Annotated in this window: 16 protein-coding genes and 1 riboswitch; of the genes, 6 read left to right on the forward strand and 10 right to left on the reverse strand. The window is 74.9% G+C overall.

The genetic code is table 11. From position 1 onward, the window contains the following. Nucleotides 1–88 precede the first annotated feature (88 nt). Together EBM89_RS04800 and EBM89_RS04805 are read right to left on the reverse strand one after the other, a co-directional pair. The gene (locus EBM89_RS04800) at nucleotides 89–2,119 is read right to left on the reverse strand and encodes an RCC1 domain-containing protein (RefSeq protein WP_147463449.1); all 2,031 of its coding nucleotides are present in this window, start codon (nucleotides 2,117–2,119) and stop codon (nucleotides 89–91) included. A 399-nt stretch (nucleotides 2,120–2,518) separates the two neighbouring features. Continuing rightward, nucleotides 2,519–3,172: a YgjV family protein gene (locus EBM89_RS04805; protein WP_122148326.1), complete on the reverse strand. Its 654-nt coding sequence runs from the start codon at nucleotides 3,170–3,172 to the stop codon at nucleotides 2,519–2,521. Nucleotides 3,173–3,328: 156 nt separating this feature from the next. Here EBM89_RS04805 and EBM89_RS04810 point away from each other — a divergent pair, with 156 nt between their 5' ends. Continuing rightward, a complete protein-coding gene (locus EBM89_RS04810; protein ID WP_122148327.1) occupies nucleotides 3,329–4,450 on the forward strand; it encodes a GNAT family N-acetyltransferase in 1,122 nt (373 codons plus the stop codon). A gap of 3 nt (nucleotides 4,451–4,453) precedes the next feature. On the opposite strand, the gene EBM89_RS22525 is transcribed toward EBM89_RS04810, so the two are convergent. Next, nucleotides 4,454–4,789, reverse strand: coding sequence for a response regulator transcription factor (locus tag EBM89_RS22525; RefSeq protein ID WP_369408623.1), 336 nt, complete (start codon nucleotides 4,787–4,789; stop codon nucleotides 4,454–4,456). 100 nt (nucleotides 4,790–4,889) lie between these two features. Between EBM89_RS22525 and EBM89_RS21040 the strand changes: the two genes are divergently transcribed. Both EBM89_RS21040 and EBM89_RS04825 read left to right on the forward strand, forming a co-directional pair. Then, nucleotides 4,890–5,360 carry a hypothetical protein gene (locus EBM89_RS21040; protein WP_158609502.1) on the forward strand — a complete coding sequence of 157 codons (471 nt, stop codon included), beginning with the start codon at nucleotides 4,890–4,892 and terminating at the stop codon, nucleotides 5,358–5,360. 57 nt (nucleotides 5,361–5,417) lie between these two features. After that, nucleotides 5,418–5,606, forward strand: a complete 189-nt coding sequence (locus EBM89_RS04825) for a hypothetical protein (protein WP_122148330.1) — start codon at nucleotides 5,418–5,420, stop codon at nucleotides 5,604–5,606. Between the two features lie 14 nt (nucleotides 5,607–5,620). Here EBM89_RS04825 and EBM89_RS04830 read toward each other — a convergent pair whose 3' ends face one another. From EBM89_RS04830 to EBM89_RS04845, 4 genes are all read right to left on the reverse strand, one after another. Continuing rightward, a complete protein-coding gene (locus EBM89_RS04830) occupies nucleotides 5,621–6,691 on the reverse strand; it encodes an ABC transporter ATP-binding protein (protein WP_439647165.1) in 1,071 nt (356 codons plus the stop codon). Further along, nucleotides 6,688–8,409: an ABC transporter permease gene (locus EBM89_RS04835; RefSeq protein WP_122148331.1), complete on the reverse strand. Its 1,722-nt coding sequence runs from the start codon at nucleotides 8,407–8,409 to the stop codon at nucleotides 6,688–6,690. Before EBM89_RS04835 ends, EBM89_RS04830 begins: the two co-directional genes overlap by 4 nt. 10 nt (nucleotides 8,410–8,419) lie before the next feature. Next, nucleotides 8,420–9,526, reverse strand: coding sequence for a thiamine ABC transporter substrate-binding protein (locus EBM89_RS04840; protein WP_122148332.1), 1,107 nt, complete (start codon nucleotides 9,524–9,526; stop codon nucleotides 8,420–8,422). 90 nt (nucleotides 9,527–9,616) lie between these two features. Further along, a riboswitch (TPP riboswitch) is annotated at nucleotides 9,617–9,748 on the reverse strand. Between the two features lie 53 nt (nucleotides 9,749–9,801). After that, on the reverse strand, nucleotides 9,802–10,611 hold the full coding sequence (locus tag EBM89_RS04845) for a hypothetical protein (RefSeq protein WP_199731979.1): 810 nt from the start codon (nucleotides 10,609–10,611) through the stop codon (nucleotides 9,802–9,804). 258 nt (nucleotides 10,612–10,869) lie between these two features. Here EBM89_RS04845 and EBM89_RS04850 point away from each other — a divergent pair, with 258 nt between their 5' ends. Continuing rightward, nucleotides 10,870–11,154, forward strand: coding sequence for a DUF4235 domain-containing protein (locus EBM89_RS04850; RefSeq protein ID WP_122148333.1), 285 nt, complete (start codon nucleotides 10,870–10,872; stop codon nucleotides 11,152–11,154). Between the two features lie 12 nt (nucleotides 11,155–11,166). Here the strand turns inward: EBM89_RS04850 and EBM89_RS04855 are convergent, their stop codons facing one another. From EBM89_RS04855 to EBM89_RS04865, 3 genes are read right to left on the reverse strand one after another with little or no spacing between them, the layout of a single operon-like run. Beyond that, nucleotides 11,167–12,357: an MFS transporter gene (locus tag EBM89_RS04855; protein WP_122148334.1), complete on the reverse strand. Its 1,191-nt coding sequence runs from the start codon at nucleotides 12,355–12,357 to the stop codon at nucleotides 11,167–11,169. Between the two features lie 3 nt (nucleotides 12,358–12,360). Further along, nucleotides 12,361–13,026 carry a TetR/AcrR family transcriptional regulator gene (locus EBM89_RS04860; RefSeq protein WP_122148335.1) on the reverse strand — a complete coding sequence of 222 codons (666 nt, stop codon included), beginning with the start codon at nucleotides 13,024–13,026 and terminating at the stop codon, nucleotides 12,361–12,363. Between the two features lie 10 nt (nucleotides 13,027–13,036). Beyond that, the gene (locus tag EBM89_RS04865; protein ID WP_233571543.1) at nucleotides 13,037–13,795 is read right to left on the reverse strand and encodes an SDR family NAD(P)-dependent oxidoreductase; all 759 of its coding nucleotides are present in this window, start codon (nucleotides 13,793–13,795) and stop codon (nucleotides 13,037–13,039) included. Nucleotides 13,796–14,063: 268 nt separating this feature from the next. Between EBM89_RS04865 and EBM89_RS04870 the strand changes: the two genes are divergently transcribed. Together EBM89_RS04870 and EBM89_RS04875 are read left to right on the forward strand one after the other, a co-directional pair. After that, the gene (locus EBM89_RS04870; protein WP_122148336.1) at nucleotides 14,064–15,050 is read left to right on the forward strand and encodes an ATP-binding cassette domain-containing protein; all 987 of its coding nucleotides are present in this window, start codon (nucleotides 14,064–14,066) and stop codon (nucleotides 15,048–15,050) included. Next, a complete protein-coding gene (locus tag EBM89_RS04875) occupies nucleotides 15,047–15,901 on the forward strand; it encodes an ABC transporter permease (protein WP_122148337.1) in 855 nt (284 codons plus the stop codon). Before EBM89_RS04870 ends, EBM89_RS04875 begins: the two co-directional genes overlap by 4 nt. The last annotated feature ends 10 nt before the right edge of the window (nucleotides 15,902–15,911 follow it).

Raw genomic sequence — 15,911 nt, forward strand, 5'->3', positions numbered from 1 at the left:
TGCTACCAAAACCGCGCTCAGCGAGATGACCGTGCTCGCTTCTCACCGACCCCGCAGACCCAGGCGAGCTCTGTCACCTCGGCGGGCGCTAGGGCAGGTCGGCGACGACCTGGACGCGCGGGGTGAGAACCAGGTGCACCGGGCGTGGCTGAGCGACCACGATCGTGAAGGACGCGGTGGTCTCGGAGACGGTTCCGTCGGCGACGCTGCCGTTGGTCGCGGTCAGGGTGAAGTCGTAGGTCCCGCGCCGGGCCGGGGTCCCGGACAGCACACCGGTCGCGGGGTCCAGGCCCAGCCCGTCGGGCAGGTCCCCGCCGGCGTGGCGGACCGTCGGCGCGGGGTCGCCGGTCACCGTGAACGCGTAGCGGTAGTCCACTCCCACCAGGCCCGCCGGGGGCTCGCCCGACAGCGTCGGCCCGACGACGGGTGCGACGGTGATGGTCGCGGTGGAGGTCGCGACGGTGGCGAAGCAGCTGCTGAACACCGCCCGGACGTCGGTGCTGGTGGTGATCGTGGTCCGCAGCGGGCTGGTGGTCGCCGCGGGGATGTCCGTCCAGTCCTCGGTGCCGACGGGGGCTCGCTGCCACTGCAGGTCCGGGGCGGGGTCGCCGTCGGCCGTCGCGGTCAGCTCGACCTCGCCGCCCCCCGCGGGCAGATCGGCCCCGACGGGGTGGGTGACGACCGTCGGTGGGTCGCCGAAGGTGAAGCCCTCGGGTGTGGTCCGGGTGAAGGTGCGCCCGACCTGGGTGTACGTGACCTCGACGTCGACCGGCCCGCAGCGCGGGGGCGTCGTGACGGTCCACGCCCCCTCGCGCTGGGTGAGGCCCGTGCCCGGCACCCCGCCGAACCGCACCGCCGTCACCGCCACCTCCGTCGACACCAGGACCGGGACCGTGGACGTGACGGTCGTCCCGTTCCCGAGCTGTCCGGCGGTTCCGGCGCCCCAGGCGTAGGTCAGACCGTCCGACCCGAACGCCACCGAGCGGTCACCGCCGGCGAACACGGCGGTGAACGCGACCCCGTCCGGGACGCTGACCACCCTCGGGACGAAGGCCGCGGAGGCGGTCCCGTTCCCGATCTGCCCGTTGACCCCGCTGCCCCAGGCGTAGGTCAGACCGTCCGACCCGAACGCCACCGCGTGGTCGGCGCCGACGGACGCGACCGTGAAGGTGACCCCCTCCGGGACGCTGACCAGCACCGGGACCGACCGGGCGGTGACGGAGAAGTTCCCGAGCTGCCCGCTGGCCGCGTAGCCCCAGGCGTAGGTCAGACCGTCCGACCCCGACGCGACCGAGTGGGCGCTGCCGGCGAACACGGCGGTGAACGTGACCCCGTCCGGGGCACTGACCGGGACCGGGACCGAGGACGAGGCGGTGGTCCCGTTCCCGAGCCGACCGGAGCCCCCGTTGCCCCAGGCGTAGGTCAGACCGTCCGACCCCGTCGCCACCGAGTGGGCATCGCCGACGGAGACGGCGGTGAACGTGACCCCGTCCGGGACGCTGACCGGGACCGGGACCGAGGACGAGGCGGTGGTCCCGTTCCCGAGCCTCCCGTCGCTCCCGTCGCCCCAGGCGTAGGTCAGACCGTCCGACCCCGTCGCCACCGAGTGGGCCAACCCGGCGGAGACGGAGGTGAAGGTGACTCCGTCCGGGACGCTGACCGGGACCGGGACCGAGGACGAGGCGGTGGTCCCGTTCCCGAGCCTCCCGTCGCTCCCGTTGCCCCAGGCGTAGGTCAGACCGTCCGTCCCCAGCGCCAGCGAGTGGTTGAGGCCGACGGAGACGGCGGTGAACGTGACCCCGCCAGGGACACGGACCGGGACTGGGACCAGGGACCGGGTGGTGGTGCCGTTCCCGAGCTGACCGAAGGTGCTGTCACCCCAGGCGTAGGCCAGACCGTCCGACCCCAACGCCACTGCGTGGTTCCTGCCGGCGGCGACGGTCGTGAGCTCGACCGGGGGTGCGGGGACCGCTCCGGAGACGGTCGTGCCCCCGGCCGTCGGCCCGTGATCGGGAGCGGGCGCCGCGACGGCACCGTTCGGCACGACCAGCAGGCCGACGACGAGAAGCGCGATACCCCGGACCCGCACCCTGGACGCAGCACCGACACTCCTGGGCACCTGCCCACCTCCTCCACACAGCAGCCCGACCACCGGCACGGCCCGTGCGTCCCGCCGCGCGAGGACGCGCGTCAGACCCCGGTGTCAGGCCTGGGTCGCCCCCCGGAGCACGCGTCACCATGCAACACTCCGCGGAGACCACCTAGTGCCAACTAGGTAGGTGGACGCGAGCGCCCGCTGGCTCTCGCGGTCGCCGCGGTGCGGTCCTCGGCTTCGGCGGGACGCGCGGTCCGGACGACCGCGGCTGCGACACGTCCACCGGGCTCGTTCCCGCCCAGCACGGCCCGTGCGCAGGTGTTCAGCTCGCGCGCTGGAATCCAGGCCGCTCGGAGCGTCACGACACGGACCTCGGATGCCACGAGGGGGGTGAGGGCAGGAGGGCGTGCGGCGCAGGCGGGGTCAGGCCGCCGCGACCTCGCGGCGCCAGCGGCCGTCCTCGTGGCGGAAGCCGACACGGGCGAGGTAGTCGTCGTTCTCGCGCGCGTCGGCCGCGACCACGAGGGCGTTCAGGCCGGTGGCGACGAGGGCGCCGGAGCGCCGGTAGACGAACTCCCCGGGCGCGAAGTCCCGGAACCGCGGCGTGACGTAGTCGAGCTCGACCTCGCCGACGCCGCCGCCGGTGTGCCGGAGCACGACGACGCCGACGGTCTCGTCGCCGCGCAGCACGAGGAACGCCCAGCGCGTCGCGGGCGGCGCGTCCTCGGCGGCGGCGTCGCGGGCGTCGCGGGCGTAGGACGGGTAGTACCGGGCGATGTCGTCGGCGTGCACCCCGACGACGTGCCGCAGGTAGTGGTCGCCGGCGCCGACGGGGACGACCTGGTAGACGTCGGCGTCGTGCTGCTCGCGGTAGAGCCGCACCAGCCAGTAGACGTCGATGATCGCGATGACGCCGTTCATGACGGCGAACGGCCAGATGCCGACCCACGCGTTGTAGGCGGCGGCGATGGCCGACCCGGCGAGGTTCATCCACCGGAACCGCAGCACGCGCGCCTGCATGAGGGACACGACGACGAGCGCGGACCCGACCCACCCGATGATCTCCAGCACTGGCATGACGGTGACCGTACCGGCTCGTCGCGTCCCGGGTTTCGGTAGCGCGACCACCAGAACCCGCGGCACCCCCGTCCCGGCAGGTATCCGGAGTGACGCTCCGACATGAAAGCCGGAATTCCCTCGCCCCGCGCGAGGTGCGCCGCCCACGATGGGCGCATGACCACCCGAACCGACGCGCACCTCGTCCCGCTGCCCGTGCCCGCGGCCCTCGACGCCCCCGACGCGTGGGTGCTGCACGGCATGGTCGACGCCACGAACGCCTCGGCCCTGGACGCGTGGGGCGACCTGGACCTCGCGCGCGTGCCGACGGAGATCCTCGCGGGCCTGCAGCACCAGGAGTACGACCTGAAGCTGCGGTTCGTCGCGCTCGACGCGCCCCTCGCCGACGGCCCGGCCGACCCCGCGCGCGTGCTCGGGTACGTCGCCGTCAACCTGCCCCGGCAGGACAACACCCACACCGGGTTCGTCCAGCTCGACGTGCGCCCCGAGCACCGCGGGCGCGGCATCGGCTCCGCTCTGCACGACCTGGCGCTCGCCACCGCGCGCGAGCACGGGCGCACCATGCTGACGACGTCGACCGACCACGGGGTCGAGCCGCCGGAGGGCCCCGGGACGCTGGTGCCGAGCACCGGGACCGGGCGCGTCGCGACCGACCACCCGGGCGTCGCGTTCGCGACCCGGCGCGGCTGGGACCTGGAGCAGGTGTCGCGCCGGTCCGTGCTGGACGTCCCGCTGGAGCCGGCGTTCCTCGCCGCGCACGCCGAGGCCGCCGCGCAGGCTGCCGGACCGGACTACCGGGTGATCACCTGGGACGGGCGCTGCCCGGACGCCTGGGTGGACCAGTTCGCCCACCTGAACACCCGGATGAGCACGGACGCCCCCGCCGGGGGCATCGACCTGCGCGAGGACGTGTGGGACGCCGACCGGGTGCGGGCCGCCGAGCAGACGTTCGTCGAGCGGGGCATGGCCTACCGGGTCGCGGCGGCCGTGCACGAGCCCACCGGGACGCTCGCGGCGTTCACCGCGCTGGTGAACCGACCGGACACCGTGGAGTTCGTGCACCAGGACGACACGCTCGTGCTGCGGGAGCACCGCGGGCACCGACTGGGGATGCTGGTGAAGACCGCGAACCTCGCGCGGCTCACGCAGATCCAGCCCGGCACGCGCCGGATCGGCACCTGGAACGCGCAGGAGAACGCCCCGATGCTCGCGATCAACGTGGCGCTGGGGTTCCGACCGGCGGGCGTGGCCGGGGAGTGGCAGCTGCGGCTGGGCTGAGGCTCAGCAGCAGGGGTGTCCGGGGCAGTCCGGCGGGGTCGTCGTCGTTCCCGCGGTCGCTGCCACGGCGCCGATCTGCACCCGGTTCCGCAACCCGGAGCGCCGGAGCAACCGCGTGATCCGGTGGGCGACCGTGTGCTCCGACAGGTAGATGGCGCGTCCGATCTCCCGGTTGGTCATCCCCTGCCCGACGTGGCGCACGATCACCTCATCGACGTCGTCGTGACACACGATCATCCTCTGGCCCCCCGACCTTCCCCTGCGACTGCTCGACGACGGCCTGAAGAATACCTCCGGCGCCCAGCGGCAGCCAGGCCCTGCACGCACGGGGCAAGGCATTGCTCCACGACGGCCGATCCTTGCCGCGACCTTCCGGAATTGTCGACGTCCTCGACCGTCGCACGCGATTCTGGCGCTTCTTCCGGATGAAGGGGCACAGATGCAGGACGGCAGTGAGATCGATGTGCGAGCGGCGCGCGGACGCGTGCTGATCGACCCCCCGGCACGACACCCGCGTGCCGTCGCGGCGTTGGCGACCCTCGTGCTGACCACGGTGGTGGTCGTGACCGGACCCGGTGCCGCGCAGGCCGCACCACCAGCGCCCACCAGCAGATCCGGCTCGTCGTGGCGCATGATGTGCGCCTGGGGCGCGGAGCGGGTCGTCGTGAAGGCGCTCCAGCAGTGCAAGGGCGGGGTGGTGACCGTGACGGAGGTCTTCCCTCAGGGCTACGAGCGAACTCGCGGCACGATCGACATGCGCAGGACGTTGGCCGAGCTCGGGGCCGCGAAGAGCTTCGCGGCATTGTGGAAGCGGTGCGAGGGGAATTTCATCTGCAACCTCGCAGCAGGTAGCGTCGTGACCTACGTCGGCGGCCGATTCAAGGCGCTGTGGAAGGCGGTGCGGGGATGAAAGCCACACGGAAATCCGCCACGCTCGTGGTGGAGAACCACCTCCGAGGAGGAAGCCGTGGCTGACGTCCTCCGGGGGGCCGCTGCCGTGGCGGGACTCGCCGTCATCGCCGTGGTCACGCTGTACGACTTCCGGGAAGACCAGTTCTTCCTGTGGCTCGCCGCCTGCACGCTGGGTGCAGCGCTGGTGATCTGGGGGGTCAAGGGCCTGTTCGCACGCCGACGTCCCGCCCCCCGCGACGACTGACAGAGGGGGCCGCGTCAGACCGTGGACCCCAGGACGGCCACGGCAGCCGGCTCGGCCACCAGCCGCGCCCGCGTCCCGGGGGCGGGCAGCGTCGCCCCGGCGGGCACGGCGGTGACCGGTTCGCCCTCGGGCTCGATCGTCGCGACGACCTCGGGCAGCCCGCGCCGGGTCCGGTGGCCGGTCACGACCGCGTCCCGCGCGGGACCCCCGCCCGTCCCCGCGACGCGCCAGCCCCCGGGCGCCACGGCCGTGCCCGCGTCCGCGCCGGCGAGGAACGTCCGGTAGCCCAGGAACTCCGCGACCTCCCGGTCCGCGGGTCGCCGCCAGAGCGTCCCCGGGTCCGCGACCTGCCGCAGCCGCCCGGCGGACATCACGGCGACCCGGTCCGCGACGGCGAACGCCTCGTCCTGGTCGTGCGTGACCAGCAGCGCCGTCGTCCCGGTGGCCACGAGGACGTGCCGCAGGTCCTCGGCCAGGCGCTCGCGCAAGGACCGGTCGAGGGCGGACAGCGGCTCGTCGAGCAGCAGCAGCCGGGGGCGCGGGGCCAGCGACCGGGCGAGCGCGACCCGCTGCCGCTCCCCGCCGGACAGGGTCGCGACCGGGCGCCGCTCGTAGCCGGGCAGGCCGACGAGGTCCAGCAGCTCGGCGACCCGGTCGCGGCGCGCCGCGCGGTCGAGGTCCCGCAGGCCGTACGCGACGTTGCCGAGCACGTCGCGGTGCGGGAACAGCTGCCCGTCCTGGAACACCAGCCCGAACCCCCGGCGGTGCACGGGCAGCGCCGCGACGTCCTCCCCCGCCCACGTCACCGAGCCCCCGGCAGGCGGCTCCAGGCCCGCCACGGCCCGCAGCAGCGACGACTTCCCGCACCCCGACGGCCCGAGCAGCGCGAGCACCTGCCCGGCGGGGACGTCGAGCGTCACCCCGGCCACGGCGGTCACCCCGGGTGCGCCGCGACGACCCGCGGGGTACCGGACGACGAGGTCCGTCACCCCGAGCGCGGGGCGGGTCACCTGCGGTGCCGTCATGTCGTGGGTGCCGTCCTCCGCCGCCCGCCGGGGCGCCCCCAGCGTGGTCCGCTCGTTCACAGCTCTCCTCCCACCGGCCCGCGCAACCGCTCCGCGAGCGCCATCACCCCCGCGGTCAGCAGCGCGAGCACCACGCTCGCCGCGAGGGCCATCCCGTAGTTGTCGGCGCCCGGCTGCCCGATCAGCCGGAAGATCACGACCGGCAGCGTCGGCCGGTCGGGGCGGGACAGGAACGACGTCGCCCCGAACTCCCCCAGCGACACGGCGAACGCGAAGCCGACCGCCAGCCCCACCGACCGGGCGACCAGCGCCCCGTCGACGGTCGCGAGCACCCGGCCGGGTGCGGCACCGAGGGTGCCCGCCGCCTCGCGCAGCCGCGGATCGATGGCGCGCAGCACCGGCAGCACGGTCCGGACGACGAGCGGCACCGCGACGACGGCCTGCACGACCGGCACCAGGGCGCCGCTGCTGCGCAGGTCGGTGCTGATCCCGAACGGGTGCGCGAGGGTCAGCAGCGCACCGAAGCCCACGGTCACCGCGGACACCCCCAGGGGCAGCATGAACACCCCGTCGAGCACCCCCACCGCGCGGCGCGCGACCGGCCGGCGGGGGCGCCGCGACACCACCAGCGCGACCAGGCAGCCGACCACCAGGGCGAGCAGGGTGGCGTCCACGGCGACCCGCAGGGAGTTCGCCAGCGCCTCCCACACCGTCACCGTCAGCGCGTTGCGGCCGCCGGTGGTGCCGAGCGCCCGGTAGTGGTCGAGCCCCCAGCCGTCGCCCGTGCGCAGCGATCCGGTGACCAGCGCCGCCAGCGGCAGGGCCAGCAGCACGAGCACCACGGCGGTCACGGCGGCGGGCAGCGGGTGCGGGCGGCGCACCCCCGGCTCGGCCTCGCCGACCAGGGACAACGCCCGCTCCCGGCGCGACCGCGCGCGCCCCGCGACCGCGAGCGCCGCGACGACCACCACGAGCTGCACCACGGACAGCACCGCGGCGGCCCGCAGGTCGAGGAACTGCGTGGTCTGGATCCAGATCTCCGTCTCGACGGTGCCGAACCGCATCCCGCCGAGCACCAGCACCGTCCCGAACGCCGTGGCGCAGAACAGGAACACCAGCGAGGCCGCCGACGTGATGGCCGGGGTCAGGGCGGGCAGGGTCACGGTCCAGAACGCCCGCGCGGGCGAGGCGCCCAGCGCCCGGGCCGCCTGCTCGGGGCGCGGGTCCAGCCGCTCCCACATCCCGCCGACCGTCCGGACCACGACGGCGTAGTTGAAGAACACCAGGGCCGCGACGATCGCCGTGAACGTCCCGTCGAGGTGCAGGAACCCCAGCGGACCGTTGTCCCGCAGCAGCGCGCGGAAAGCGACGCCGACCACCACGGTCGGCAGCACGAACGGCACCGTCACGAACGCGCGCAGCAGGCCGCGACCGGGGAACCGGCAGCGGTACAGCACGTACGCGCCGGGCACCCCGAGCGCGACCGAGACGACCGTCCCCAGGGCGCCCTGCGCGAGCGTCAGCCCGACGATCCGCCAGGTCCGCGGTCGGGCGAACACCTCCGCGAACCCCGACAGGTCCAGCGCCCCGTCCGCGACGAACCCCCGGCCCACCAGCGTCAGCACCGGCCACGCGAAGAACACCCCGAGGAACACCAGCGGCACCGCGGCCGCCACCGTCCACGCCACCACCCGGGTCGCCGCCCAGCCGCGCTCCGGGCGCGCGACCGTCCCCGGCCGGGCGGTGCCGGTCGGGGACGGTCGGGTCGTCGTGCTCATGGGCGTGCGGTCAGCCGATCACCAGGTCGGTCCAGGAGCGGACCCAGTCGTCGCGGTGCTCGGCGATGTCCACGAGCGGCACCTCGAACGGCTGCTCGGCGAGCGGCGCCCACGCCGCCCAGTCCTCCGGGAGGTCGACGGCGCTGCTCACCGGGTACATGTACATCGACCCGGGGATGTCGGCCTGCACCGCGTCGGACAGCAGCCAGTCCACGACCTGCTGCGCGCCCTCGGGGTTCTGCGCCCCGGCGAGCACGCCCGCGTACTCCACCTGCCGGAAGCAGGTGTCCAGCAGGGCGCCGGTCGTCGGCTCGCCGCCGCCCTCGGGGACCGTCGCGGGCGGGGAGGACGCGTAGGACAGCACGACCGGGCGGGAACCGCCGCCACCGCCGCCGGAGAAGTCCGTGTAGTACGCGTCCGACCAGCCCTCGGCGACCTTCAGGCCGTTCGCCGTGAGGTCCGACCAGTACTGCTCCCAGCCGTCCGCGCCGAACGCCCCGACCGTCGCCAGCAGGAACGCCATGCCCGGGCTGCTCGTCGCCGCGTTCGTCACGACCGTGAGGTCCCGGTAGGCGGGATCGGTCAGGTCCTCGAGCGTCGTCGGCTCCGGGACGCCCTGCTCCGCGAACCACGCGTGGTCCACGTTCAGGCACACGTCCCCGACGTCGACCGCCGTCAGCGAGCCCGACGCGTCCGGCGCGTACTGCGCCGCGTCGGCCGCCGCCGGGGCGGACGACTCGTACGGGGCGAGCACGCCCTCGTCGATCGCCCGGGACGCGAAGGTGTTGTCGATCCCGAACACCACGTCGCCCAGCGGGGCGTCCTTCGTCAGGATCAGCTGGTTGACCAGCGCGCCGCCGTCACCGGGGGCGACCTGGACGACCGTCAGGCCCGACTCCTCCTCGAACTGCGCGAGCAGGTCCTCGCTCACGTGGAACGAGTCGTGGGTGACCAGGGTGACCGTGCCGGACCCCTCGGCCTCGGCGGTGCCGTCCGACCCGGACGAGCCGCCCGTGACGGAGCAGGCGGTGAGGGCGACGACGCCCAGACCCGCCAGGCCGGAGATGACGGGTGCCCGCCGCCGGGACGCCGTACGGGGTGCGCGCGTACGCGCCATGGTGGTTCCTCCTCGATGTGCACCGAGGGGTGCCGCCACCGCACCACCGCCCCCGCCGCACGACCGCGCGGCACAGACGACAGCACGGGGCGACTGAGATTCCCGACTCCCTACGCCGGTGCTAACCGGATCAGGTGCGAGGGTCTGCGGATTCCGTCCGCACTCTCAGCGCCGGTCGGCCCCCGCGCGAGCGGTGACCGGGACGCTCCCCTGTCGTTCGAGGCGAGAGTACACCGGCGGGGTCGTACGACCGGCGCCGGAGGCGCTGACCTGCGTCACGACGGAGCGCCCGGTCTGGCCGCGAGCAACGGCGGCACCCTCGAAGCCGACGCCAGCCACTCCGCCAGGTCGCGGTCGAGCATCGCCGCCAGCAGCAAGCACGACCGGTGGGCATCCTGGGGAGACATCCGCCGCCCTCGCCCGGGAAGCGGCACGCCACCCACGAGCGGTTCGTGGTGCGCCACCCGGTTCCGGAGCGCGTTGACCTCCCGGCACACGCCGTGCACCCAGGCGCGTGTGAAGGCGATCTCGTCCTCGGCGCCGGCGAGATCGCGGCCCGAGGCGCGCTCGCGTTCCGCGCGCGCCTGGAGCCGCCCGCCGGGGAACGCCTGCCGGAACGCCCCGTGCCACAGCGCCTCGTAGTCGACGCGCGTCCGCCGCGGTGGGACGCCGGTGTGCCCGCCCGTGTCGAGCAGGTTCGTCCAGAAGCCGAAGGTGCACTGGGCGACCAGGCGGTCGGGGACGTCGTCTCCCGACGGCGACCGGCGGACCGCCGGCGGGAGCTGGGACCAGGCGGCGGCGAGCTGCGCGCTGCTGCGGTCGTCGAGGCGCACGTCGGGGTCCGCCCACCACCGGTTGCCCCAGGCCGCGGAAGCGGCGTCGTGCATGCCCGTCCGGAGCGCGATCTCCAGGACCGCCACGTCCGCGAAGAAGGCGGCGGACAGGTCCCGGTTCCAGACGTACAGGTCCCACGCCAACGCGCTGTCGTGCTCGGCCCAGCGCTCGAAGGACGCGAACCTGGGCGCCGGCACGCCGCGCCGCAGCCCGTCGTGCCGGCGCGAAGGTGCTTGCTGGTCGACCGCCATCTCGCTACCGTAGGAAGCGAAGTCCCCCAGGTCCCCGCTCTCCGGTCCAGCCGGTCGGCGCTGGGGGTTTTTCTTTGCCCGGAGCGGTGCGGTGTGCGTCGATCTGCCTCAGGATGTCCGTCCGGGCCCGCCGGACCGGCGCCGCAGGCCAGCGCAGATGAGTGGCGGCGCCCACCACCCACCCACGCTGACCTGCGTCCCGGCAGCGCGAGCGGTAGCGTGGACGCAGATCAACCGCAGCGCGACGCAGGAGGTCCCGTGGCCGACGAAGAGACGCAGTCCACCCTCGCCAAGGTGGCGGGCCTGGTCGTGGCCGGCGGGGTCGCCTGGCTGGCGACGAAGGCGGTCGACACGGCGTGGAAGGCCGCCTCCGGGCACAAGCCGCCGAAGCCCGAGGACGACGCCGACGACATCAAGATCGGTGAGGTCGTCGCGGCCGCGGCGATCACCACCGCCGTCGTGACGTTCGCCCGGATCTTCGCGACCCGGGGGACGAAGAAGTTCATGCAGCGGGTCGACCGCAACCGCCGCCTGCCGTCCTGACGGCGCGCGGGCTCAGCCCCGCACCGCGGGCCGGGTGCCCGGCGGGGTGAACGCGCGCGCCGCCGCGACCGCCGGGGCGGCGAGCAGGGCGGGCAGCAGGAACCCGGCACCGAGCCCGGGTCCGTCCGCGAGCAGGCCGACCGCGACCGCCCCGAGCACCGCGCCCGCGTAGTTGAACAGGTTGACCCGCGCCACGACCTCGTCGGTGCGCTCCGGGTCGAGCTCGCCCGCGGCGGAGAACGCCAGCGGGACGAGCGCCCCGACGCCGACCCCGGCGAGCGCGAAGCCGGTCACGGCCGCCCAGGGTCCAGGGACCAGCGCGACGAGCACCAGACCGAGCACGGCGGTGGCGGCGGTGCCCGCGACGAGCGGCGCCCGACCGGTCCGCCCGACCAGGCGGTCCCCCGCCAGCCGGGTGACCAGCACCGCCGCCTGGTACGCGGCGTAGCCGAGCGGGGCGACGGCGGCGGGGGCGAGCAGCACGTCGTGCAGGTACACGGTGCTCCAGGTGCTGACAGCGGAGTCCACGACGAACGCGGCGAGGACGACACCGCCGATGACGACGATGCCCCGCACCGGCAGCGGAGCGCGCGCGGCGAGAGCGGCAGTCGGGGCGGGTGCCGGGGTGGGCGCGGCGAGCGCGACGTCCACCGGGACCAGGCGCGGGCGCCCGAGCAGCAGCGCCCCGGCGAGCACCGCCGCCGCGACCACGAGCGCGGCTGTCGCGCCAGGCACCGCCGCCGCGCCGACCAACGCCGACATCGCGAGCGCCCCGGCGATGGCGGCCGCCGTGTAGCAGGCGAAGAACCCGGACATCACCGGGCGCCCGTAGCGGCGCTGCACCAGCACCCCCTGGATGCCCGCGGCGGCGTCCACCACCCCGAGGCCCAGCCCGTACAGCGCGAACCCGAGGACGAACGGCACCAGCGGGGTCGACGCGGCCACCAGCGGCAGCGCGACGGCCTGCAGCCCCAGTCCGACCAGCAGCGACGTCCGGCTGCCCCGGCGGGTGGCGATGCGCTCGGCGAGGACCGACCCGGCCGCCGCGGTGACGCAGACCAGCAGCACCACCAGCGAGACGGCGGTGTCGTCGATCCCCTGCCGCTCCTTGAACGCGGGCAGCGCCGTGACGACCGTGGCGTACCCGAAGCCCTGCGCGGCGTACGCCGCCCCGACCGCGACCCGCGCCGCCCGCGCGTCCACCGGTCAGCCGCGTCCGGGTCGGGCCTGCACGACCCCGGTCCGCGCGGTGCTGCCGCCGACCGGCTCGGCCAGCGCGGCGAGGGCCCCGGCGGCGAACCGGGCCGTGGTGCGCGCCGCGGCGGTGTCCCGGTCGGCCAGCCAGGTCGTCGTGATGCCGTCGGTCGCCATGACCAGCGCCCGGGCGGCCTCGTCCAGCGGGACCGTCCACCGGCTGCGGGCCGCGAGCGCCGCCGCGGACAGGCTGGCCCGGGCCGACTCCAGGTAGACGTCGTACTGGGCGACGAGCGCCGCGCGCTGCCCGGGGGTCCGCATCGCGTACAGGGCGAGCTCCAGCAGCGCCTGTTCGCGCGCGGGGTCGGCGACCAGCAGGTCGACGTACCGGTCCAGCCCGTCGCGCAGCACCTCGACCAGCGCGGGCGGGCCGTCGACCTCCGGACCGACCGCGACGGGCAGCAGCCCCGCCTCGGCGGTACGGCGCTCCTGCGCGGTGACCTCGGCGATCACGGCCTCCAGCAGGTGCTCCCGGGACGGGAACGCGTAGTGCAGGCTCGCCAGCGACATCCCCGCCTCGGCGACGACGGCCCGGGTCGTCGCCCCGGCGACGCCGTCGCGCGCGATCACCCGCACCGCGGCGTCCACGAGGGCCCGGCGCCGCTCCTCGACGGCCATGCGGGGCACGTCAGTCCCCCGCCAGGCGGGACGCCACGCGCAGGGTCAACCGGGTGGGGGCGAGCCGCGCGGCGCCGGCCGTGACCCGGTTGCGCAGCCCCGTGATCACGGACGGCGGCGGGGTGCGCCGGTCGAGGGTGCGGAACGCGACGTCCACGATCTGCGGCACGGTCATGACCTGCCCGATCCGGAACCGGTCGGTGCCCGCGGCGTCGAAGAACTCGGTCTCCGCGGGCCCCGGGGACAGCGCGAGCACCCGCAGCCGCGACCCCCGGTGCTCGGCCCACAACGCTTCGGTGAGCGACAGCACGTAGGCCTTCGTGGCGGCGTAGACCGCGAACCACGGCCCCGGCTGGTACCCGGCCGTGCTGGCGACGTTCACCAGGATCCCGCGCCGCGACGCCACCAGGTCGGGCAGCAGCAGGCGGCTGAGCAGCGTGAGCGCGGTGACGTTCACCTGGATCTCCGCCGCGACCCGGGCGGGGTCCTCGTCGACGAACGGGCCGTAGGTGCCGAACCCGGCGCTGTTGACGAGCGCGTCGACCAGCAGCCCGTGCGCGGCGACCTCCCGGGCGACCTGCGCGGGACCGTCCGGGTCGGCGAGGTCCGCGACGACGACCGTGCTGGTCGCGGCGTGGCTCGTGGCGAGCTCGTCGGCGAGCGCGTCGAGGCGGTCGCGGCGGCGCGCGACGAGCACCAGGTCGTAGCCGCGCGCGGCGAACCGGCGGGCGAACTCGGTGCCGATGCCGGAGGACGCTCCGGTGACCACGGCGACGGGGCGGGGGTGCGCGGCGATGACGGGTCTCCTCGGGGGCGGTGGGACCTGTGGGTCGGACGACCCAGTGAGCACTCTGACGGCAGAGTGCCACCCCCGCGCCCGGAGCGCCACGCCTCACCCCCACCCGCAACCCCCCGGAAACACCCGCTGCGCCATCCGGGTCATACGCGACCCGGGGAGAGCGGGTGTCAGCGGGACGTCAGCGGGGTGTGAGCGGGGGCGGGGAGAGTCGGTGGCACGCACCACGAGAGGGAGCAGCATGACCACCACCACGAGCGGCACCGGCTGGGCCGTCGAGGCCCAGGGCCTCGTCAAGACGTTCGGCGACAACCGCGCGGTCGACGGCATCGACCTGCGGATCCGCACCGGCGCCGTGTACGGGTTCCTCGGTCCCAACGGGGCCGGGAAGACCACCACCATCCGGATGCTCGCGACGCTGCTGCGCCCCGACGCCGGGACCGCGACCGTGTTCGGTCGCGACGTCGCCCGCGAGGCGCAGGCCGTCCGCCAGCTCATCGGCGTGACCGGGCAGTACGCGTCCGTGGACGAGAGCCTGTCCGCGACCGAGAACCTGGTGCTGTTCGGGCGCCTGCTCGGCCTGTCCCGCCGCGACGCCCGCCGCACCGCGGCCGCGCTGCTGGACGAGTTCGGGCTCGGCGAGGCCGCGGCCCGCCCGCTGAAGAACTTCTCCGGCGGCATGCGGCGCCGCCTCGACCTCGCCGCCTCCCTGATCGCCCGGCCGCCGCTGATCTTCCTGGACGAGCCGACCACCGGTCTCGACCCGCGCACCCGCCTGCAGATGTGGGACACCGTGCGGCGGCTGGTCGACGGCGGGTCCACCGTCCTGCTGACCACGCAGTACCTGGACGAGGCCGACCAGCTCGCCGAGCGCATCGCCGTCATCGACCGCGGGCGCCTCGTCGCCGAGGGCACGGGCGCGGAGCTCAAGGCGTCCGTCGGCACCTCGCGCATCCAGGTGGGGCTCGCGGAGGAGCGCGACGAGGACGAGGCGCGGCGCATCGCCCGCGCGGTGCTCGGCGTGGACGTCGCCCGCACGCCGGACGGGCGGCTCTCCGCGCCCGTCGCGACGGCCGACGCCGCCGGCGACCTGCTGGTCGCGCTGCGCCAGGCGGGCATCCACCTCACCGAGGTCGGGGTGCAGCAGCCGACGCTCGACGAGGTGTTCCTCACCATCACCGGCCACGCCGCCGACGCCGCCCGCACCCCCGAGGAGGTCCTCGCATGACCACCCTGACCACCGACCGTCCCGCACCCCGCGCCGGCGGCGCCCCCGTCGACGGCCCGGCGCTCGCCGCCGCCGTCAGCACGCACGTGCCGCTCGCCACCACCGTCCGGCAGTCGCTCACGATGGGCTGGCGGGGGCTGCTGAAGATCCGCCGCACCCCCGAGCAGCTGGTCGACGTGACCCTGCAGCCGATCATCTTCACGCTGATGTTCACGTACATCTTCGGCGGGGCCATCGCCGGGGACGTCGGCTCCTACCTGCCGTTCTTCATCCCGGGCATCCTGGTGCAGACCGTCATCACCACGTCCGTCGTCACCGGCGTGCAGCTGCGCGAGGACATGGACAAGGGCGTGTTCGACCGGTTCCGGTCGCTGCCGATCGCGCGCATCGCCCCGCTCGCGGGTGCGCTGCTGGCCGACACCGTCCGCTACGCCATCGCCACCACGCTGACCCTCGTCATGGGCCTGATCATGGGCTGGCGCCCGGACGGCGGGTTCGTCGGGGTCGTGTCCGCGGGGCTGCTCGTCATCCTGTGCGCGTGGGCGCTGTCGTGGATCTTCGCGTTCTTCGGCGTCATCGCCCGGTCGGCGAGCTCGGTGCAGGGCATCTCGATGATCGTGCTGTTCCCGCTGACGTTCGCGTCCAACGCGTTCGTCCCGGCCGACACGATGCCGTCGTGGCTGAAGGGCTTCGTGGACGTGAACCCGGTGTCGCACCTGGTCACCGCGGCGCGCGAGCTCACGCTGTCGGGCTCGTGGACGGTGGACGCGCTGTGGGCGCTGCTGGGTGCGGCCGTGGTGGTCGCGGTGTTCGCGCCGCTCACCGTCCGGGCGTACATGCGCAAGGCCTGACGTCCGGGTC

It is taken from the genome of Cellulomonas triticagri (genome assembly GCF_003696205.1).
GTDB lineage: Bacteria > Actinomycetota > Actinomycetes > Actinomycetales > Cellulomonadaceae > Cellulomonas > Cellulomonas triticagri.